Source organism: Balneola sp. (assembly GCA_002694685.1).
In the GTDB taxonomy this organism is placed as follows: Bacteria; Bacteroidota; Rhodothermia; order Balneolales; family Balneolaceae; genus Gracilimonas.
Window position 1 is genome coordinate 469,512 of sequence record NZMW01000010.1, and the last position, 21,393, is coordinate 490,904.

The window sequence follows — 21,393 nt, forward strand, 5'->3', positions numbered from 1 at the left end:
CTGAATAAATGAAAGCCATATTCGAAAAAATTCCGAATGATTTAAGAGATATTTTCACGCTTATTATTGGAAACAGCTTTTCAATGTTTATTCCGGTTTTGGTTTCACCGATTATAAGCAGAATGTATGGAGCTAGTGATTTTGGTGTATTTACTATTTACCTGGCTGTATTATCTCTCTTTAGTTCTTTTGCTTCAGGAAGGTTTGATTATGCGATTTTAATTACAAAGAGTAGGCATAATGCCCAGCACCTTTTTAAAGTCGCAATAATTTTGGCAACGGGCATATGTCTGTCCTTAATTTTGGCACTTCTTTTTTTTGATAACCAGTTCCTCTCCTTAATGAATGTTGAGTCGATGGGCGTATATGTCTATTTACTCCCAGTCAATATTTTTCTATTTGTTATTTTTCAGGCATCTCAAAACGCCTTGAACAGGGAGAAGCTATACAAGCCAATTTCAGTAAGTAAAACCATTAAGTCGACTATCACAGGTGGAGTACAAGTAGTTTTCGGATTTTTTGGTTTATTGAATAGTGGGCTGATTGTAGGAAAACTTTCTGGAGAATTCTTTTCCTCCTCTTATTTAGTTGCTAAGCTTAGTCGTGTAGATAACTATTTATCATCTGCTTTTTCGCTTAAGAGAGCCAGCTATTTGATGAAAAAGTATGAGAAGTTTCTCAAGGTAAATGCGCCTCATGCTTTAGTGAACAATCTCTCGTTAAGTGTAACACCAATTCTGATCGGCTATTTCTTTAGCGAAGATACTGTAGGTTATTATGGGCTAAGCTATATGGTTTGTGTTGTACCTGTACAACTTATAGGCCGCGCTTTTTATCAGGTAGTAAGTCAAAAGGTTTCTGAGATGTTTAATGACGGAGTTAACCTTAGAAGTTATATCAAGAAAACGATCAAACGCCTGTTCCTGCTTTCAATTATTCCATTTGGAATTTTGACGATTTTCGGTCCACAAATATTTGAATTTGTATTCGGAAATGAATGGTACATATCAGGGCAGTTTGTTCAAATATTGGCTCCATTTCTGTTTGTAGTATTTCTGATATCACCCCTTACCTATATTCCCCTCATCTACAACGAACACAACAAGTCATTCTATTTTGAAATTGCTCTTTTTGTTTCAAGAGTTTTGGCTCTAATAATTGGAGCAAATTTGGGTAGTGTGTATATGGCCTTAATTCTGTTTAGTGCAGTTAGTGCAGTAGTGCAATCAACCAACCTGTTGTGGATTTATTCCTTAACCAAACCAGTGAAGTAATGGCAGGTATCTACGGATTATTATCAAAGAAGAAGGTTTTTGGGGATAATCTATACCAACATTTTTATAGCTATAAAAAGCCGGGAATAGTAAGTGAAGAGCATGCTGATGAGCTATTCACCTATGGAAGAAGTGCGCTGTCAAAATTTAGCAAGGATAGATTTTTGGAACAGGTAAACGATCATTTGGTAATAGGATTTGAGGGGGTTACATATTCAGCAAAGCCTGAAGATTTCCAGAAATTCTTTCTAAGAGAATATCAAAAGAATGGGATATCATTTATTGAAGATATCAAGGGTCAATTTTGTGGTTTTGTGTATGATAAAAGGGAGAAAAAACTATTCATCTTCACGGATCACCTTTCAACCAAGCCATTATACTTTTATATCAATAAAGAAAAAGAAGTAGCCTTTTTCTCATCAGAACTTAAGGTGATTTCAAAATCACTGCGGGATGCAGGTTTGTCAATAACACCAGATCCTGATGGATTCCGATGCTTGCTTACCTGCGGATATATGCTCGACAACCTTACCCCTGTAAAAGAGATAAAGAAACTGCCCTATGGTACTATCACCTCTGTTAGTCTGGACTCCTTCGAGGTTGATGAAAAGAAGTACTTCAGCATTAAAAAGACAGAGAGAAAGGCAGACAAAAGTGAATTCATAAAAGGAATTAATGAACGAATGGTGGTGGCTGTAGAGAATGAATGGAACAAAGACTTACAGTATTCATATGAACATTTCACTTTATTAAGTGGTGGGTTGGATTCAAGGGTAAACGCGATGTTAGGTGCTCAATGCACAAAGGGGAAAATTCACTCACTTACTTTCTCAAAACCTAAAACTCCAGACGAGAAAATCGCCAAACAGATTGCTGAAGACCTTGGCTTCAATCACAACTTTATTCCCATGAATAGCGGGGACTACCTGTCAGGCAATGAATATGATTTTGTAAAGGCAAATGATGGGTTAGTAGGTTATTACGGGGCTGCACACCAACAATATGCCATTCAGCAAGCAAATCTAATGGGAAAGGGCTTAATTCATTCAGGTCAAATTGGGGATGTTTTATTTGGGTCTTTTACGTTTAAAGAGAATGATGTAGAAGCTTTGTTAGGTAAGCTTTTCTTTAGCCCTGATAAGCAGATTTCTTCAAAAATTGAATTGCTTCGAAAAATGAAAAACGATGAATTTAACGGAGCAGATGCCGAGGTGTTTTCATTAGAGCAAAGGCAAATTAATGGAACGATGAATGGGGACAGGGCTTGTTCTCATTTAGGAGATTCAGCTTCCCCTTTTTATGATAAAGACCTTTTGAGCTATTGCCTGTCTATACCTGACATGTATAAATATAAACAAGCAATTTACTTAGACTGGATGAATGAGTGCCAGACTCAACTAGCTTCTTTTAACTGGGCGGCAACAGAGGCAAAGCCTTCCAATAACCCAGTCCATAAAACTTTGGCATTTAAAAACAGGTTGAAGAATTATGTAGCAAGGAAAATTGGGTTCGAAAGTAAAAATATGAACCCATTTGAACAATGGTATCTTGAAAACCAAAAACTAAGGGATAGCATAGACGGGATTTATCAGAAACGTGACTTAGGTAGTCTAGATAAAGAACTCAAGAATGATATAGAATACACTTTTGAAAAGAAAAGCGTGATTCCAAAAATGTTAGCAATCACAGCTATTCTTTCATACCGACTTCACTTCCTAGAATAACCTAAAGTAGTTAATTACGAATATTCTGAATAGCCACGTAAGTCGTAATAATTCCAGTAATGGTAGTAATAGCAGTCATTATCAACTGGGTGCGAGTATTACGGAGTTGAGCCTGTTGTACCTTGTAAGCTCTTAACGCATTAAGCTCTTCTACCGGCTGGCGATCCACAAAAATACGGTCGCCGGATTCTATTTCAGTTTCTCCGGGTTTGTACCAAGTGGCATTTCCTGACTTGATAACGAATACTCGTTCCTTGTCTGCGGAAAGAGCAAAACCTCCGGCGCGGGATACATAATCCATTACTTTGGAATTGGGAGTGTAGGGAAAGTAACCGGGGTTATTAACCTGCCCGAAAACAAAAAGGGTATTCTCATCCCGAGGAATATATAGCCGGTCGCCATCAAAAATCTTGAGTCCAGAAAGCTGGCTGTCATCTTTTAAATCGATAAATACCTTATCCTGGCTTAGTTTAGTTTCGGCTTCAAGATACTCGAGACCCTGAACAAGCTGGTCTGAAGTTCGGCTCATTAACTGAGAATTAAATTTATTGGGTATTTCATTTCTGAAACCACCGCTTCTCATTAGGTAAGCCGCTTGAGGCAAAGCATTATCAGTTAGACCGCCTGAGAGTTCCAGTAGCTCCAAGGCTGTTGTTTCACCAGAATAGACTGGGAAATTCCCTGGTATCTCAACTTCACCATAAACCCATGCTGAGGCAGAAGTATTCCTTTCATCACTAAATGGGGCAACCACTCGATCATTAGGTTGTAGCTTGAAGGTATTCCAATCTTCGGGTTGAACAGTGATTTTTTCAGCACCACTATCCGTTCTTCTGAATACCATGAGGAAAGACGTGTCCGCAATCACTTCAAATCCACCTCCAATTTCTAACAACCGCTTTGGGGTGTCTCCTTTGATGTATTGAAATTCGTAATCAGCTTTTACTGCTCCTGAAATACTGACTTTTGGGGTTTCAATGTTCGTCTTTTTCAGGATAATAACATCCCCATCATTTACCATTGGGTTAAATTCGGGATTACCAAGACGGAAGTAGGACACTAAATCTGCGTAATCCACAGTGCCATCTTCCCGCTCAATACGAATATTGCGATAGGCATAATTTCCCTTGGTAAGAAAGTCACTGGAGTTTGAAAGAGAAGCGTTTCTTAAATCACGGCTACCGTCCGTAACAGAGGAGTAAATGGCTTGATCTACTCTGGATTGAGAAGGAATCATATACTTTCCGGGATACGGCACTCCGCCTGTCACTTGAATATAAATAGGTCTGGGGCTTTCAAGGGTGATAACAACGGAAGCGTTTTTGACAAACTCTTCAGATTCTTTAGCAATTTTATTTTCAGCTTCTGTAATAGTTAATCCGTCAACGTTAATAGGACCAATTGAAGGTATAATCACATCTCCGGCCGGGTTAACCATTACGCCTCGGATAAAGAAATTTTTAGAAGCTTCTACCCTTATTGAAAGCAAATCATTAACACCAAGCTTATAGGTGCTTTTATCTATCATCTCGTCATAAGGTAATTGCCGTGCTGCAAGCTGAATTCCTAAAGGATCTGAGTAATAGGTCCCGTCAAAAATATCGAAGTTTAAGTTTAGGCCTGTTGCACTTTGATTGTTGCTTTGATTTTGTCCTGATACGGGATTCGTTGCAAATAACATGATCCCAAATAACAGGAAAATCTTGAAAAAGCTTTTATTAATCGTATTCAAATAATTTTTCACTTTGGTTGAATATGTTTCTTGAATGGATTTGAATTTAGTCGGGCTAAAACGATACCGGCAATTACTGAAACAGCTCCAATATATTGAAGAACTGAGAGTTCTTCACCTAATAAAACAAGCCCAAAAATAAGACCGAGTACAGGTACCAGATTTTGATAAGCTGCAGTTCGTACAGCTCCGATCTTTTTTACTCCGTTGTTCCAGATGATATAAGCGAGGCCTACGGATAAAGCCCCACTGTAAAAGATACCACCATATCCTATCATGGTAATTTCCCTCCAGTTTAGTTTTATCAAAAAGGGAAGGCCCACTATAAGTAAGCTGACAAGCCCAACAACCGACATAAATGCGGAATATTGTATGGGACTGTACACTTTCAAATACTTCCTGGAAAGAATGGTATAAGTTGCCCAGCAGATGGCAGCGATCAGCGTGATGATGTTCCCTAAAAAAGTCTCCGACTCAAAAGAGAGCGTCCCCTGACCTCCCATGATAATGAAAGTGACTCCGGTAAATGCAAAGAAAACACCAATCGCTTTAAGGGGGGTAAGTTTTTCATCCGTAAAAAATTGAGAGAGTAGAGCTACCCAAATTGGGATAGTACCTAACATGACAGCTGCGTTGGCGGCATAGGTATAGTTAACCCCGATGATGAAAAACATTTGATAGAAAAGGTTTCCCACTATCCCAATACCGACCATTTTCCAAAAGTGCTCTTTTTCAACTTTAAGAGAATAGCCTCTTTTATGGGCGACAAACCAAAGTAGTGCCGTAGCAAAAATAAACCTCAAAGCATTAAAGCTATATGGATCAATCTCGCGCAAAGAGACTTTTACAATGCTAAAGTTTAAAGCCCAAATAATAGCGACGAGAACTAAGCTGAGGTCAATGAAGTAGGAGCGATTCAAATACGGTAAAGTTTGGTGAGGCCAAAGGTAATGGTTAATGGGTTTTAAACCGAACGTATTCTTGATTGTAAATCACGGACAGTGATTCTAAGCAGGCCTATTCTGTTAACAATTTATTTATCTAAAAAGATTGGGAACTATTTGAGAATGTCCGTAGTTTTGTGACCTCAATTCAAAAAATGACTTTAAGTCAATTATGGGAACATCTGAGCGCAAAGAGCGCGAAAAAGAAAGGAAAAAGATGCTGATTCTTGAGTCGGCAGAAGAGCTGATTCTTGAAAAAGGATTGGACAACCTGAATATGGACGAGATTGCTGAACGAGCAGAAGTTAGCAAGGGGTCCTTATATCAATATTTTAAGAATAAAACTGACCTTGTTCTTGGGATCTGCAATAAGGCAACGGATATGTTATCAGGCCAAATTGCAGAAGTGCTGACTAAAGATATTCCGGGCATTGAAATGGTATACACTATAGGGGCTACTTTTTTAAACTTCGTTCGTGCTCACCCTGAATTTTTCCGGTCAATGCGCTTCTTTGATAACCTGAAAGACACTAATCAACTTGATGACAGTGATTATGTAGAAATGTGTCAGGGTAATATGAATACATCATTTACCAGCATGGTCAGGGCTATCCAAATTGGTATGCAAGATGGCACGATCAATAGCTCTTACGATCCCAAAGAGTTGGCTGTCTTACTTTGGAGTACCTCGCATGGGATGGTTAATATGGCTTATCTACATCAAAATACGCCCCACTTCCAATTACTTGAAAAGAATAACATACAGATGGATTCTTTGTTTGAGGGATATATGAAGCTGATTGGTTGTGGAATCGCCACTGGAGATCAAGATGTTCAGGATGACTCCAAGTCATTTTTTGAAACAGACCTAAATTAAAACCGTAGAAGCGTTCGCTTTTTTTGAATCTAATTTTAGAACTTTAATATTCATGATACTCAACTCACTCAAGCAGGCTGTAATCATAGTCGCAGCATTGTTTTTTCTTACTACCTCATCTATATATGGTCAGGTTAAAGGTGATTCTCTTTTAAACGATGCTCAACTTACGTTAGAGGACGCTATCAAAGTTGCTGTTGCTAATAACCCACAAGTGAACCGGGCTCTGCTATCTGTTAAAGATGCTGATCAGCTTGTGAGAATTGCTTACAGTGAAGTCTACCCAAATATTGCTTCAAGCCTCAATTACACCCGTAATTTTGAGATCCCCGTACAATTTGTGCCGGGAGAATTTTTTGGAGGTCAGCAAGGAACATTAGTACCTGTTGCCTTTGGAACTGATAACAACTGGCAAGGCGGATTCACGGTTACTCAAAACATTTTTAGGGGTGAAGTTTTTGTAGGCCTTTCAACTTCTGAAATTTTTAAAACCGTTCAGCAGGAAAACTTAAGAGCAACTACTCAGCAAATTATCACACAAACCCGGATTGCTTACTATCAGGCCTTGGTGGCTAAAGAACAGCTAAGGTTGCAAGAGGCTCAAATCAGCAGGCTGGAACAAAACCTGAGGGATAACCGGGCAAGACAAAAGGCAGGCTTAGTTGATGAGTATGCGGTACTGCAACTTGAAGTTCAGCTAAGTAATCAGCGCCCACAACTAATCGAAGCCCAATATAGTGTTGACGAAGCTTACAGGAGTTTAAAAGTAGCTCTCGGAATTCCGTTGGGTATCAATTTTGAAATCATAGGCGAATTGAACGATTTCGATATCATCTCTGATGAAGCCGATTCGGATGCGAATATGGTTATTAAGAAAGTGGATCAAATGAATCCATTTACTTACGAGAAAAAAGAAGAGCAATGGCCAGGTTTTATTGATTATCGTGGCGACCTTAGAATATTAGACGCCCGGCTCGATTTAAATGAAAAAGAGATTCAGGCTGTAAAAAGTCGCTTTCTCCCTACCATCACAGCCTCATACAATCTACAGTGGAGCGCAGCTGAACCGGATGAGCCTACCTTCTTTGAGAACAATGCTCGATTTCAAACTTTGGGTATTAACGTAAGCCTTCCTCTTTTTGAAGGATTTAAAAGGCTGGCTGATGTTCAACGTTCCCAAATAGCCCGCAAGGATATTGAAGAACAAATACGTGGTGCAGAGTTGGCGGCTGAAAATGAAATTGCTTCAGCGGCAGAAGAACTCAATAAAGCATTTGAAACAGCTGAAGCCAGAAAACAAGCCCTAAGTCAGGCTGAGCAAGGTTATCAAAGATCACTTAAAAGATTAGAGAATGGTATTGGCTCACAAATAGAAGTCACAGATGCTGAAGTACAAGTACGTCAGGCTGAAGTGAATTACGCGCTGATGGTATTTCAATATTTAAGTGCAAAAGCACAGTATGATCTGGCAACCGGTCAGGTGCCTTATGTTGATACAATAGAAATGGATGTAGAATGATTTTTAACAAAAAAGACAAGAACTCAATCAAAATGAAAAAATTTAATTTTCTAATTACTCTTTCGCTGCTTGCTTTAGTCAGTGCTTGTTCAAGTGATGATGCGCAGACTTCTGAGAATGCAGAAGAGCTTATAAAGACGGTAAATGTGGTTACTCAGGATATTAGCACAGGTACTTTTACAAGCTATGTCCGGGTTATTGGTACGGTGGAAACATCAAATGATATAATGATTTCTGCTGAAGTTAACGGACGGGTTATATCCTATGCAGTAAACGAAGGTGAGATTGTTCGTAAAGGACAAACCATCATCAAAATAGATGACGCTAAATTGATGCAGGAAAAAGCACGTTTAGAGGCCCTTGCAGGACAAGCCAAGGAAAACTACGAACGCCTGAAAAGAGTGTACGAGGAAGATGGGATTGGATCAGAGATCGAATACCTGAATGCCAAGTATAACTATGAGCAAACAAAGTCATCCCTTGAATCCATAAAAGTTGATTTAGCTAACACAAGTATTAAAGCACCTTTCACAGGCAAGCTTGAGTCCAGGATGGTTGAAGTTGGTGAAATGGTTGCTGCAGGCACACCAGTAGTACGCCTTATTGGTTCTGAAGACTATATCATATCAGCGGGAGTACCAGCACGTTACTCTGATGTTGTGCGAACCGGTGACGATGTTAAAGTTTGGTTTGATACACAAGACAGTGACACATTAAATGCATCCATCGCTTACACAGGGAGCAGTATTAATCCGCAAAACAGAACATTTCGGATTGAAGTTGCCCTTCCCCAAAAAGCAAACCAGTATAAAGTGGATATGATCGCTAATATCAGGCTAAATACACTGAGAAGAGACAGCTCAATATTTATTAGCGAAGAATATATCTACTCCAAAAGAAATGGGTATGTAGTGTACGTGCTTTCGGAAAATGAAAAAGGTAATCCCATAGCGAGCGAGAGAGTAATAGAATTGGGTCCATCCTATAAAACAGATGTAATTATTGAAAATGGGCTAAAACCGGGTGATAAACTGATAACCATCGGTTCCGCATTTTTGGATGATGGCATGCGCGTTACTGAGAAGGAATCACCCAGCACAGAAATAGCAGCAAATTAATTTTATTCGGAAATCATTATGAGTACCGATCAACAACAAAACGGACAAAATATTAACGGTGCTTCCTTGCCAGAGAAAGGAAAGCGCAAGGAGTTTTGGCTATCCACTTTTTCAATAAATAATCGCATTAGTGTGTTGGTATTGATTACACTGGTAGCGGTGATGGGGATTGTTTCCTACATCAATATTCCGAAAGAGAGTTTCCCGAGTATCAACATTCCAAATATATTTGTGGTGACGGTTTATCCCGGAGTATCTCCTGAGGATATGGAGAGTTTGATAACACGGAAGCTGGAGGATGAGTTAAGTAACATCTCGGATGTGAAGACCATGACTTCAACCTCATCGGAAGGGTATTCAAATATCAATATGGAGTTTGAGCCTAGTGTTGATATTGAAGATGCCCTGCAAAAAGTGAGGGAAAAAGTAGATTTGGCAAAGCCTGAATTACCCGAAGATGCTGAAGACCCGATAGTACAGGAAATCAACTTATCAGAGTTCCCAATAATGAACGTGAACCTCTCGGGAAAGTATGATGAAGAGATACTGAAGGAGATTGCAGAAGATCTGCAGGATAAAATTGAAGCCATCCCGTCAGTTCTTGGCGTAGATTTAACCGGTGCTTTGGAGAGAGAAGTACAGGTAGATGTTGACCTGGCAAAAATGAAGTACTATGGAATTGCCTTTGGAGAGATTATTGGGGCAATATCTGCAGAGAATGTTACGGTTCCCGGTGGGGATATCTCGGTGGGGACAAAGAAGTTTTTGCTTCGTGTTCCGGGCCAGTATGAAGATCCTGCTTTATTAGAAGACATCGTTATTAAAGGGGAAAACCAAAGTCCAATCTATGTCCGTGACGTGGCTGATGTAACATTCGGTTTTAAAGAACGGGAAACCTATTCGGAACTTGGAACAGCACCTGTAATTACCCTCGGTGTTAAGAAAAGAACAGGAGAAAATATCCTGGAAACCGGTGACCGTACTAAGGCGATTTTGGATGAAGCGCTTAAGACTCTTCCGCCCACAACTACCTATAAAATCACCAATGATCAAAGTGTGGATGTGGTAAATATGGTGAGCAACCTGGAGAATAATATTATTTCCGGGTTAATTTTAGTGGTAGGTGTGTTGCTGTTTTTCCTTGGAGTTAGAAATGCTTCTTTTGTGGGTATATCAATACCGCTATCTATGTTTTTGTCTTTTATTGTACTTTCTGCAGTAGGTATTACCATGAATATGATTGTACTTTTCTCACTTATCCTTTCTTTGGGTATGCTTGTGGATAATGCAATTGTAGTGGTGGAAAATATCTACCGATATTTAGAAGAAGGGTATGATAACTTTGAGGCAGCAAAAAAGGGTACAGGTGAAGTAGCTGTGCCTATTATTGCCGGTACTATGACTACCATTGCAGCTTTTGCACCCATGGTATTTTGGCCAGGTGTTGTTGGGCAGTTTATGAGCTATCTCCCAAAAACGTTGATCATAACACTTTCAAGTTCGCTGTTTGTTGGGTTGATAATAAACCCGGTAATTTGTGCTCTTTTCATGAAAGTTGACGGCCAGGAGAACAGAGCTACTTTAACCAAAAATGGGAAACGAATTTTATTCGGCGGAGTAGCCTTTTTTGCGATAATTGCACTGCTCTCGAGTTTTGTAAGCTGGATGATGGTCATAATCTTAGGTGTGGCTTTCTGGCTTTCCAATAAATATTTCCTCGAACCTGTTGGACGCTGGTGGCAAAGAGAGGGTTTAAATAATGTGCTGGTTAAATATGAATCATCACTGGTTTGGGCATTAGATCACCGAAAAAGCACAATCGTTATTTCAATTTTTGCGCTTCTATCAAGCGTGGTTGTATTGATGGCATTTAATCCGGGTACCGAGTTTTTCCCGGAAGATATTCCTCCAAGAGATGTATATGTACAAGTTGAGACCCCAATCGGTTCGGATGTTGACTTTACGAAATCAATCGTAGATCAGGTACGTGATCGAGTTGAAAACCTTCCAAACTACGTCGATGTAAACAGTGTGCTTTCTACCTCCGGTGCAAGCATTACAGCTGACCCTGGTTCAGGTGGTGGCGGCAATACTCCGAATAAAGGCACCGTCGCTTTGAACTTTGTGGATTTTCAGGAACGCGAAGGGGATGTATTTGAGGCCATGGAGTTTCTTAGAAATCACATGACGGAAAATATTGTGGGTGCAAAAATTACGGTAGAGCAACCACCAAACGGTCCCCCTACCGGAAAGCCGGTTAACCTCGAGATTTATGGCTCGAATATGGAGCAGTTGTCAACCATCTCAGATAGGGTCTTAACCATCCTTGAAGAAGATTCAGTATTCGCCAAAATGGATGGACTAGAGTCTAATCTACCTGAGCCAAGGCCGGAAGTGAGAGTTGAGGTTGATCGCGAAAAAGCAGCACTCTATGAGTTAAGCACCAATGTAATTGGGATGACCATTCGACAAGCTATTAATGGAGTTGAAGCTTCGAAATTCCGTGACGGGAAAGATGAATATGATATTATTGTCCGCTTGAGTGATGAATACCGTGACGATATGAGTACTCTGGGGGACTTAACAATCTTTCATGAAGGAAACCAGATCCCACTTTCAGAAGTGGCTACCTGGGAAGTGAGTGATGGTTTAGGCGGAATTAATCACAAAGATTCTGAGCGAGTAATTACGATTAGTGCAGATGTTCGTTCAGGTTATCAGGCGAACGCGGTACTAGCCGAAGTTCAAGGTGTACTCTCTGATTATCTGCAAGGTCTGCCTGAAGGATATAACTATGGCTGGACGGGACAGCAGCAAGAACAGGATGAGTCTTTTGAGTTCTTGGGGATCGCATTCCTGATTGCCTTATTTTTAATCACCTTTATTCTGGTATCTCAGTTCAACTCCGTTGCAAAACCATTAATTATTCTCAGTTCGGTAATCATGTCCATGGCCGGTGTATTCTATGGATTGGTAACCTTCCAGATGGCATTTGGCTTGATGGCATTCCTCGGAATTATTTCACTTGCCGGGATTGTAGTTAACAACGCCATTGTACTTATTGACTATGTTGACATCCTGAGAGAAAGAGATGGCTTAAATTTAAGAGATGCTTTGATTCAGGCTGGAAAAGTTCGCTTCCGTCCAGTAATCCTCACCGCTATTACAACCACACTTGGATTGGTGCCGCTGGCTATAGGTTTCAACTTTGACTATATCGTCTTGGTTGGTAGTCCAATTGAGTTCTTTACCAACCTTGGCTCGTACATTTATATGGGTGGTGAGCAAGCTGCGTGGTGGGGCCCAATGGCTATTGCTGTAATTGTTGGTCTTACATTTGCGACAGCATTGACGCTCATTCTGGTACCAGTTCTTTACAGTGTGATTGAACGTACTCGTCGCTCTCTTAACAATACTATGTTTGGAACGACAGAGCCAGGTATTATTAAAGATCAAAGTGAGCTCAATGGCGAACCGAAAGAAAAACCTGTTTTAGAATCATCACCGGGATAACAGGGTTTAACTGAATTCATTCAAAGTCCGCACATCTAAAATGTGCGGACTTTTTTGTTGGCAAAAACTTTTATCTTAAAAGAAAACTCAAAAAATTCTTTCTGTGATACAACGAATTCAAACAATATTTCTGGCTGTAGCAACACTGCTAAACCTTGCGGTCTATTTTACCCCGATTTATGAAAAAGCAATGACTGATCCTCAACAATGGATTGGGCTGGGCTTAGCCAGTTCACTACTCATTGCTATGGTACTGAATGTAGTTTCTGTCTTTCTATATAATAATCGTAAAAACCAGCTCTCCTGGGTAAAGAGGTCTGCATTGCTTCAGGTTATTGCCCTTGGGTTTAGTATAGGTGTCTTGTTTTCTTTAGGAGGAATTGGAACCTATTTATGGGATGAAGCCCTTGGCACAGGACTTGTATTGTTGGGATTAGTTGGCCAGGTTTTAGCTCTTCGATTTATTAAAAAAGATGAAGAGTTGGTGCGGTCAATGGATAGAATCAGGTAGATATTTTGAGCGAGGCTTATTCCAAAGTTAAAGTTTACCTAATACTGGCTATTGGCTTAACTACCTTTGGCTTTGCTCCGATTCTGGTGAAATTCGCCACGGAATACTCAGCCTTACTCTTGGTATCGGTGCGCACAGTAGCTGCATTCATTTTATTGATTCCTTTATATCTCTTTCAAAAAAAGAGTAAAAAATACGATGTCAAATCAACAGGGAATGAAGGTAAATGGATCGCATTTGCAGGAATTGCCTTAGGGTTGCACTTCATACTTTGGATTAGTTCACTCTACTACACCTCCGTAGCTTCGGCTTCCGTATTAGTAACCATCCATCCAATCATGCTAATTGTAGCTGAAAGGGCGCTTTACAAGATGGAATTTGCACCAACCGTTTGGGTTGGAGTATTTGTTGCCTTTGCCGGTTCCGTTCTTTTAGGCATTTCTGATTACAATGCTGAGGCCACTTTTTCTAATCCATTACTAGGAAATGCAATGGCCTTTGCTGCCGCTGCCATCTTTGCCGTCTATTTTTTGATTGGTAGAAGAATCAGACAAAACAGATCATGGCTTGGCTATGTATTTCCGGTGTATGGCTATGCGGCTATAACCTGTGTAGCTATACTAATAGTGGTTGAAGGTATTCCGAGACAATTTGACCCACTGTTGCTATGGGTTGGGCTTGGACTAGCTATAGGTCCACAAATTATGGGGCATGGTTCTTTAAACTATGCCGTCAAGTATGTTTCACCAACATTACTTTCAACTCTAATACTTACTGAGCCAATATTTGCTACTGCCCTGGCTTTCTTTATTCTTGGAGAGTTACCACCAATCTTATCTTTTGTAGCCATTTTTGTGACATTAGTTGGGGTAGCGTTCACCTGGAAGAAAAAACCAGCCCGTAAAAGAACCTAGCGGGTGGCTTATAAATATTTTTAGGGTAAAAATGGTGAGGCTAATTATTCGGCATGCCTGTAAGCCTATCAAAATTATTTAGTTAATTAGTTAGGCGAACCTTTATAGAAGTTAATGCGTTAGAAACCTATGGTTAGATTAAACATTACTAAGATTGCTGTAATTCAGCGAAATTACGTGTATCATTAACTCAGCACGTGTAAATGTAGCTTCATTATGGTATTTGATTGATAATGAAACCAAAGTCACAGAATGCTTTTATATCGAAATGAAATTATTGGAATATCTAAGTATTTGCTGCTGAGCGGATTTGTGGCTTTGCTTTTACTTAGTTGTTCTCAAAACTCGGAGCCCCCTGCCGAGAGTGAATCACTTACTGTTTCTGTGAGTGAGCCTGTCCAAAAAGATTTTGCTGAAATCAAAAGTAATGGAGTATTACGAATGATTACCAGCTACAGCTCAGGGTCCTACTTTTTATATAAAGGAATTCAGGTTGGGTTCGAATATGAGCTTCTAAAAGCCTTCACTAAACAAAACGACCTTGCACTTGAGGTAGTCATTACGGGGCCTGATGAAAGCCCTTACGACCTTCTGAACAGTGGGCGGGGCGATATCATAGCCGCAAATTATACCATAACACCTGAACGAAGACAGCTGGTTGAGTTTACAAGGCCCTATAATATGGTAGATCAGGTTATTGTGGTTTCAGAAGAACTTGGTTTTAAGCCTGAAAGCATATCAGATATGGAAGGCATCCAGATTAGCGTTCGCCGGAACAGTTCTTATTACGTTCGATTAAAAGAATTGAGAGATGAAGGATTTCCGATAGCCATCAATATCATCCCTGAAGACATGGATACTGAAACCGTACTGTTTCAGGTTGCTGATGGAACCTATGATGCCACAATAGCAGATGACAATATTTACGATGCGGCTAGTAAGTATATGACTGGACTGGTAGAAGGTCCGCTTATTGCTGAAAGTGATACAATTGCCTGGGCCGTCCGAAAAAATGCACCGGATCTGGAGCACAAACTAAATCAATTTCTATACAAGCATTTTCGTTTTAATGAAGATGGTGTGCCAAAGCGATCCGCTTTTCTGAATGTCCTTAGGAAAAAATATTTTGAGTCAGGCAACCAGATAGCAGACTACTTCAGTCCAAATTATCAGGGAGAACAATATGGGACCATTTCTCCTTATGATGATATGATCAGAGAGGCTGCAGAGGAAAAAGGCTTAGATTGGGTAATGCTCACCGCTGTGGCTGCGCAGGAATCAAAATTCAACCCAACATCAGTAAGCTGGGCCGGAGCAGTGGGAATCATGCAGGTATTGCCACGATTTTCTGAAATTTCTTCTGATTCACTTTATATACCTGAAGTCAATATCAGAGAAGGAGCAAAAATTTTGGAATCCCATCTGAAGCACTACTCATACTTGGACTCTACCAATCAATGGTCATTTGCACTTGCAGCATATAATGCCGGATCGGGACATGTCGCGGACGCCAGAAGGCTGGCTATCGACCACAACCATAACCCTAATGAATGGGAGTATGTGTCAGAAGCTTTATTGAAGCTAATGCAGAGAAAGTACTATCAAAATGCCCGTTATGGGTTTTGCAGAGGGATAGAAACGGTCAGATATGTTAATGAGATAATGAACCGATACAATACCTATCAAACAATTCTGGCTTACAATTCAGATAAGACACGACCCAGCTCAGGGGTATTAGGCTTTAAGACGCTTAATTGACTTTTAGAACCAGTATTGTGATATCATCGTACTGAACGCCTTGTGAAAATTCAGTGATATCGGTAATGACAGCATCCATAATTTCCTTGGAGGATTTATCCAGATTTGCCTTCAGGCAGGAAATGAGCCGCTCTTCTTCATACTCTTCTGTTTGATCAGGATTCATTGCTTCAGTGACTCCATCTGTATAAAACACGAGTACATCTCCGGATTCCATCTCTACTGTGGCTGAATCATAGGGTGCGAAAGTGGGCATAGCACCTAAAATCACACCACCGGCATCCAGTTCCTGAGGTTCTTCAACACCATCTCTGAACAAGAGCGGATTATTGTGACCGGCATTTACATAATTAAAGTGCTTTCCATCAGCAGAAATTTTACCCCAAAAGAAGGTGATGAATTTATCTGGCGGCGTATTTACGTGGATAATGTCATTTATACTGCCAGTTGCTTCTGAGAGAGAAATGTCGATCGGAGCCAGGGCATGCAACATAGATTGGAGGTTGGCCATTAATAATGATGCAGGCACGCCTTTTCCTGTAACATCCGCGATTGCTAATATATGGCCTTCGTCAGGGGTTTGTAGAATATCAAAATAATCTCCACCCACTTGCCGGGAAGATATATTGGTTGCCTCAAGATCAAAGCCATTGATTTTGGGAATGGGTGATGGTAACAAGCCTTCCTGAATCGTTTTGGCAAGGCTGAGTTCTTCTTCCATTCGCTGCTTTTCAATACGTTCTTCCAGTAGCAGCGTTTTTTGAATAGTGAGCAGCGCAAGATTTCCTAAAGACTGAAGAAAGTTAACCTGCTCTTTTCCATAGGCATCATTATTTGCAGGAGCTCCCACTCCAACAACCCCAATCCGTTCATTTTGAAAACGAAGTGCGATGACAAGTCGAATTTCATTTTTCTCAAGAAAGGGACAATCATGATCGTCATCACAATAGTAAACATCCTCAAGTTCAAAAAGTGTATTCAGTTCCTTTATTGATGGTTGTTCCTTGAGTCCGCTGCTGGCAATAATTGATTTTTCGTCATCAACATCTAATACAAAAAAGAAGGTTCTGATGAGCATTTGACCGAGCATCGCAAATTTGAAGGTCCGGGCAATTTCATCCCGATCAACCATCATGTTGAAGTCTTTACTCAGTTCCAACAAGGTGTGAAGATCATGGACTTTGCGATCTAGCTTTCTGTTTATAAGCCGTAGTTCCTGGAACATCCGTGAATTAGCAATAGCTACCGACGAAATTATAGCCAGGCTTTCGATAAATTCGAGTTCACTACTGGAAAGTGCTTTTTTATTGCCTTTTGGTCCCAGGCATAAGAAACCGAGGTGGTGATTTGTTGTCCGCAGATTAAAAAAGATGCTTCCCTCAGGTAGCCCAAGTTTATCCGATAGTGCAGGGTGGTCTTCTGAATAGAGCACCGAGTTTTCTAAAGCTGCTTTATCGAACTCGAGCTTTATAGTATCATTCTCATTCAGCTCATTTCGCCCTTTTACACGGCTGACCAAGTACTCGTCATCAAGACCTTTATTAATCAATATCAAACCCTTGGGAACCAATAGTTTCCCCATGGTGATGAGAAGCAGGTTGTTCAGAACAAAATCAGGTTCTTGCGATTCGATGAGCATCCGGCTGGTTTCAAGCAGTGTTCTAAGCTCAAATCGGCTTTGGCGTTCTTCAGTATTAGATAAGGAAAGAGAGGCTTTTTTTTCCACGATGCGTCAAAGTTTTTTGACCATTCGAATCTCGTTGGTTTCACCAGTGCGGTTGTATTGGACTTGATCCATAAGTTTCTTGATGAGATAAACCCCCATTCCTCCGCGTTTCTTTTCTTTAATTCGCTGCATAAGATCGGGTTCACTATAAGTGCTTGGATCAAAACTTTTGCCCTCATCCATTAGTGATATCCACAATTTATTGGCATCAGATCCAATTTCAATACTAACTTTCTCGGTCGGGGAGTTTTTATAGGCGTGTTTGATGATGTTCGTATATGCTTCATCAACAGCCAGGCGAATTTCAGAAATATCTTTTTGGCTGAGCCCGATGTTTTCAGCATGGGCCGCAACAAAATCCCGCACCTTCGCCAAGTGCTCTGTAGAAGCTTCAACAGAAAGGGTTTGTATTTGATTAGTTCCTGCCACTCTCTTGATTATTTAGTTATCAAAGCTTTGAAGGGCTTCTCTTTCGTCCTCGAGGATATCATATAACGTTGGGAACCCCAGCAAATCAAACACGTTGTAAACACGGTCATTCATGTTGGTCAATTTGATGTCGCCGCCTAAACTACGAACGTCTTCGATATAAGCCATGAAAACTCCTAGCCCCGCACTGGCTATATAGTCCAGCCCGGCACAGTTTACAATAATGGCATAACTTTCCTCATCGATAAGCGACTTAAGCGCGTTCTCTAAATGTGAAGCCGTGTGTGCGTCAAGTTCCCCACTGATATCCAGTATACTTACGTTTTCATTTTGCCTGGTAGCGATACTGAAATTTTTCATTCCGCCTGAATTAAAGTTTCTGAATAATGTTGAAGTTGCATAATAACGTAAACCGGAGAATTAGGAAAGTTTTTTGGAGTGGAAGGTTACGAATCATGAATAAAAAAGATGCAAAAAAATAGGCCATCACATTTTTCATATGTGATGGCCTGACTATTCATCAAGAGAGACGCTACTTGAGCGCACCTACAATTAAGCAAATGCTTGGGAGAGATACAACTATAAATTATTTTTACAGTAAACTATCTCTTAGCTTCCGGAGCGTTCAACCTTAGAAACCCAATATCCTGTGTTGAGCTCGGCTCCTAATTCTGCACCAAATTCTTCAGCGTCAGTTTTATCTGCGAAGAAGCCAACTCTTAATCTGTACCAAACGTCACCGGTTTCTTCGTTTCCAATTTTAACCGTATATACATGTGGATATTCACGATCACTTAACTTGGCCTTGTAATTATTGGCTGCATCCTCTGAACGAAAAGCTCCAACTTGAGCGATATAAGTTCCATCTTCAGCAAAATTTGGGCCTTGCTCTTCTTCCTCAACTTCTTGCTGCATTTGAGCTCGGGCTATACTGTCTTCACGTGCCTGCATCATTTCTGCAATACGTTGCTCTTCAACCTGTCTGAGCGAGTCAAGTCGAGCCTTTTCAGCCGCTCTTCGTTCTTCTTCACTAGGCCCGCAAGCCTGGAAGCTTAACATTACCATGGCCAACAAAATGGTGTAGATGCTGAGTTTTTTCATAAGAATAGTAGTTAGTTAATTATAAGATATACGTGTAATCCCGAGACGAATTAAACTTACGTCATCCCGTACTGTTTCACAAATATTGACGCATCAAAACTTTCAGAAGTAATAGAATAGTACGTATCTTATGTAGACTGAATCTAAATGAACATAATTTGGTTCAGCTACTACCATGGAAAACCCTCTTTTAAACATATCCGGATTAACAAAGTCTTTTGACCAAAGCGGCCCTGTAGTAAACAGTGTCAGCTTTGAAGTCGGGAAGAATGAAATCTTTGCACTGCTGGGACCTAGTGGTTGTGGTAAAACTACCACACTGCGCTTAATTGCTGGTTTTGAACAATGCGAAGCAGGAGAAGTCTATATTGAAGAAGAACTGGTTGAGAGTACCCATAAGCGGCTTTCACCACAGAAGAGAGAGATTGGTTTTGTATTTCAGGACTATGCGCTTTTTCCACATATGAATGCCCTTGAGAATGTGGCTTTTGGTTTGCATGAAGTTGAACGCAGAAAACGGCCTGTTTTAGCGGAAGAAGTGCTTTGCCGGACAGGAATGGAGAAGTATAAGGATCGCATGCCGGATGAACTTTCGGGTGGACAGCAGCAGCGTGTTGCTCTTGCGCGTGCTATTGCACCAAAGCCTCGATTAGTTTTGATGGATGAACCTTTTTCAGGACTGGATGCCATGCTGAGGGACACAACTAGAAAAGAAGTTCGCGCCATCCTAAAGAAATCCGGAATGAGCGCAATCTTGGTAACACACGATCAGGAAGAAGCACTTTCATTTGCCGACCGAATTGCGGTTATGAATAACGGGCAAATAGAGCAGATCGGGACTCCTGAAGAAGTATATTATCATCCAAAAACACAGTTTGTAGCACAATTTTTAGGAAGAACGAATCTTTTCAGAGCACACGCCGATGGCTCAGATAATGTAGAAACACGACTAGGTCCAGTAAAGATCAACAAAGAAGCCGAGGGTTTGATACTTTGTTCTATCCGGCCAGAACACCTTACGATTGAGCGATGTAAAGCCAATGGCAGCGAAAGTGGAATAATTACCGGAAGAGAATTTCGGGGACACGATATTACCTATCACGTGTTATTTAAAGGTGACAAATACATCGTTCATACAGACAATCGGCTACTTTTTGATGTGGATGAACACGTTATTGTGAAACCTCTGGAGCCTGCAGTGGTATTAGAACAGAAAGCCTGATAATCTTAATCAAAATTCTGAGCAAATGTCATTTTTTGGATTCTTAGTTTTACTTCTAATTGCCGCAATTTGCGGTGGAATCGGCCAAAGTATAAGCGGCTATAGTTTTGGAGGCTGTTTAATCTCGGCCGGTGTTGGGTTTGTGGGAGCCATTATTGGTAAATGGATCGCCGCTGAACTAGGACTTCCCGAACTTTGGACTATAGATATTGACGGGAGTCCTTTTCCTGTTATATGGTCAATAATTGGTGCCGCATTATTTACAGCAATTCTTGGTGCCTTAATGAGAGGCAAAACAAAGCTTAACTAAAGGAACTTAATTTAGTCACCCACTCACTCACTTTATCAATGAACAATATAGCTGCGGTTATTTTTGATATGGATGGCGTGATTGTGCATAGCAATCCCATTCATAAAACAACAATTAATGAGTTCTGCACGAAATACGGCCTCACGGTTTCCGATGAAGAGCTCCGGGAGAAAGTTTACGGAAGGACGAATCAAGACTGGATACCGGCTGTTTTTGGAGATATCCCACAAGAAAAAATCCAGGAGCTAGCCGACGAAAAAGAACAAATGTTCCGCGATGTTTTTGACCCTGAAGAACATAAAGTTTCTGGAATCATTGATTTCCTGGATCGGCTAAGAGAGCATGATATAAAGATGGTTGTGGCAACTTCGGCACCTGCAGAAAACGCTGATCATATTCTCAAGGGGCTGGGAATTGAGGACTATTTTGATGCTGTTTTGAATTCCTCCCACGTCACAAAGAGTAAGCCGGATCCTGAGCCTTACCTGAAAGCTGCAAAAGCCGTAAACGTATCACCGAAAGACTGTGTGGTTTTTGAAGATTCTATTTCTGGGGTTCAATCAGGGCTAAGCGCCGGCGCCATGGTAGTGGGAGTGGCAACAACACATTCGCATCAGGAACTGCAATCATGTCAGTTGGTCGTCAATGATTTTGAAGGGCTAAGTCTACTAAAATTAAACGGAAAGTTTGATAGCTGAAAAGTTTTATTATCTTATTTAAT

At 40.6% G+C, this 21,393-nt stretch carries 18 protein-coding genes; 12 read left to right on the forward strand and 6 right to left on the reverse strand.

The annotated features are described in order from the left end of the window. Nucleotides 1-8: 8 nt before the first annotated feature. Together CL667_11750 and CL667_11755 are read left to right on the forward strand one after the other, a co-directional pair. Nucleotides 9-1,274, forward strand: coding sequence for a hypothetical protein (locus CL667_11750; GenBank protein ID MAL18375.1), 1,266 nt, complete (start codon nt 9-11; stop codon nt 1,272-1,274). Next, nucleotides 1,274-2,998, forward strand: coding sequence for a hypothetical protein (locus tag CL667_11755; protein MAL18376.1), 1,725 nt, complete (start codon nt 1,274-1,276; stop codon nt 2,996-2,998). The genes CL667_11750 and CL667_11755 overlap by 1 nt, the downstream gene beginning before the upstream one ends. A gap of 10 nt (nt 2,999-3,008) precedes the next feature. On the opposite strand, the gene CL667_11760 is transcribed toward CL667_11755, so the two are convergent. Both CL667_11760 and CL667_11765 read right to left on the reverse strand, forming a co-directional pair. Continuing rightward, nucleotides 3,009-4,730 carry a hypothetical protein gene (locus CL667_11760; protein ID MAL18377.1) on the reverse strand — a complete coding sequence of 574 codons (1,722 nt, stop codon included), beginning with the start codon at nt 4,728-4,730 and terminating at the stop codon, nt 3,009-3,011. Between the two features lie 8 nt (nt 4,731-4,738). Then, nucleotides 4,739-5,650 carry an EamA family transporter gene (locus tag CL667_11765; protein ID MAL18378.1) on the reverse strand — a complete coding sequence of 304 codons (912 nt, stop codon included), beginning with the start codon at nt 5,648-5,650 and terminating at the stop codon, nt 4,739-4,741. A 196-nt stretch (nt 5,651-5,846) separates the two neighbouring features. Here CL667_11765 and CL667_11770 point away from each other — a divergent pair, with 196 nt between their 5' ends. The 7 genes from CL667_11770 to CL667_11800 all read left to right on the forward strand — a co-directional run bounded on the left by CL667_11770 (nt 5,847) and on the right by CL667_11800 (nt 15,884). Further along, the gene (locus tag CL667_11770) at nt 5,847-6,551 is read left to right on the forward strand and encodes a hypothetical protein (protein ID MAL18379.1); all 705 of its coding nucleotides are present in this window, start codon (nt 5,847-5,849) and stop codon (nt 6,549-6,551) included. A gap of 52 nt (nt 6,552-6,603) precedes the next feature. After that, nucleotides 6,604-8,070: a hypothetical protein gene (locus tag CL667_11775; protein ID MAL18380.1), complete on the forward strand. Its 1,467-nt coding sequence runs from the start codon at nt 6,604-6,606 to the stop codon at nt 8,068-8,070. Further along, complete coding sequence (locus CL667_11780; protein ID MAL18381.1) at nt 8,067-9,188, forward strand: hypothetical protein; 1,122 nt, start codon at nt 8,067-8,069, stop codon at nt 9,186-9,188. The genes CL667_11775 and CL667_11780 overlap by 4 nt, the downstream gene beginning before the upstream one ends. Nucleotides 9,189-9,206: 18 nt before the next feature. Continuing rightward, nucleotides 9,207-12,701: a copper transporter gene (locus CL667_11785; protein ID MAL18382.1), complete on the forward strand. Its 3,495-nt coding sequence runs from the start codon at nt 9,207-9,209 to the stop codon at nt 12,699-12,701. Between the two features lie 103 nt (nt 12,702-12,804). Continuing rightward, entirely contained in the window at nt 12,805-13,212 is a 408-nt protein-coding gene (locus tag CL667_11790; protein MAL18383.1) for a hypothetical protein, read from the forward strand. 44 nt (nt 13,213-13,256) lie between these two features. Further along, nucleotides 13,257-14,126 (forward strand): EamA family transporter, encoded by an 870-nt coding sequence (locus CL667_11795; GenBank protein MAL18384.1) that lies wholly within the window; start codon nt 13,257-13,259, stop codon nt 14,124-14,126. A gap of 252 nt (nt 14,127-14,378) precedes the next feature. Then, nucleotides 14,379-15,884 (forward strand): lytic transglycosylase F, encoded by a 1,506-nt coding sequence (locus CL667_11800; GenBank protein MAL18385.1) that lies wholly within the window; start codon nt 14,379-14,381, stop codon nt 15,882-15,884. On the opposite strand, the gene CL667_11805 is transcribed toward CL667_11800, so the two are convergent. The 4 genes from CL667_11805 to CL667_11820 all read right to left on the reverse strand — a co-directional run bounded on the left by CL667_11805 (nt 15,877) and on the right by CL667_11820 (nt 19,140). Beyond that, nucleotides 15,877-17,523 (reverse strand): hypothetical protein, encoded by a 1,647-nt coding sequence (locus tag CL667_11805; GenBank protein ID MAL18386.1) that lies wholly within the window; start codon nt 17,521-17,523, stop codon nt 15,877-15,879. The genes CL667_11800 and CL667_11805 overlap by 8 nt on opposite strands. Nucleotides 17,524-17,616: 93 nt before the next feature. Next, nucleotides 17,617-18,039 (reverse strand): ATP-binding protein, encoded by a 423-nt coding sequence (locus tag CL667_11810; protein ID MAL18387.1) that lies wholly within the window; start codon nt 18,037-18,039, stop codon nt 17,617-17,619. Nucleotides 18,040-18,051: 12 nt separating this feature from the next. Beyond that, nucleotides 18,052-18,399, reverse strand: coding sequence for an anti-anti-sigma factor (locus tag CL667_11815; protein MAL18388.1), 348 nt, complete (start codon nt 18,397-18,399; stop codon nt 18,052-18,054). 249 nt (nt 18,400-18,648) lie between these two features. Then, nucleotides 18,649-19,140 carry an SPOR domain-containing protein gene (locus CL667_11820; protein MAL18389.1) on the reverse strand — a complete coding sequence of 164 codons (492 nt, stop codon included), beginning with the start codon at nt 19,138-19,140 and terminating at the stop codon, nt 18,649-18,651. 175 nt (nt 19,141-19,315) lie between these two features. Between CL667_11820 and CL667_11825 the strand changes: the two genes are divergently transcribed. The 3 genes from CL667_11825 to CL667_11835 are packed head-to-tail and all read left to right on the forward strand — an operon-like array spanning nt 19,316 to nt 21,370. Beyond that, complete coding sequence (locus CL667_11825) at nt 19,316-20,362, forward strand: iron ABC transporter ATP-binding protein (GenBank protein MAL18390.1); 1,047 nt, start codon at nt 19,316-19,318, stop codon at nt 20,360-20,362. Nucleotides 20,363-20,387: 25 nt separating this feature from the next. Further along, nucleotides 20,388-20,672, forward strand: coding sequence for a hypothetical protein (locus CL667_11830; protein ID MAL18391.1), 285 nt, complete (start codon nt 20,388-20,390; stop codon nt 20,670-20,672). A gap of 38 nt (nt 20,673-20,710) precedes the next feature. Beyond that, a complete protein-coding gene (locus CL667_11835; protein MAL18392.1) occupies nt 20,711-21,370 on the forward strand; it encodes a hypothetical protein in 660 nt (219 codons plus the stop codon). Nucleotides 21,371-21,393 lie beyond the last annotated feature (23 nt).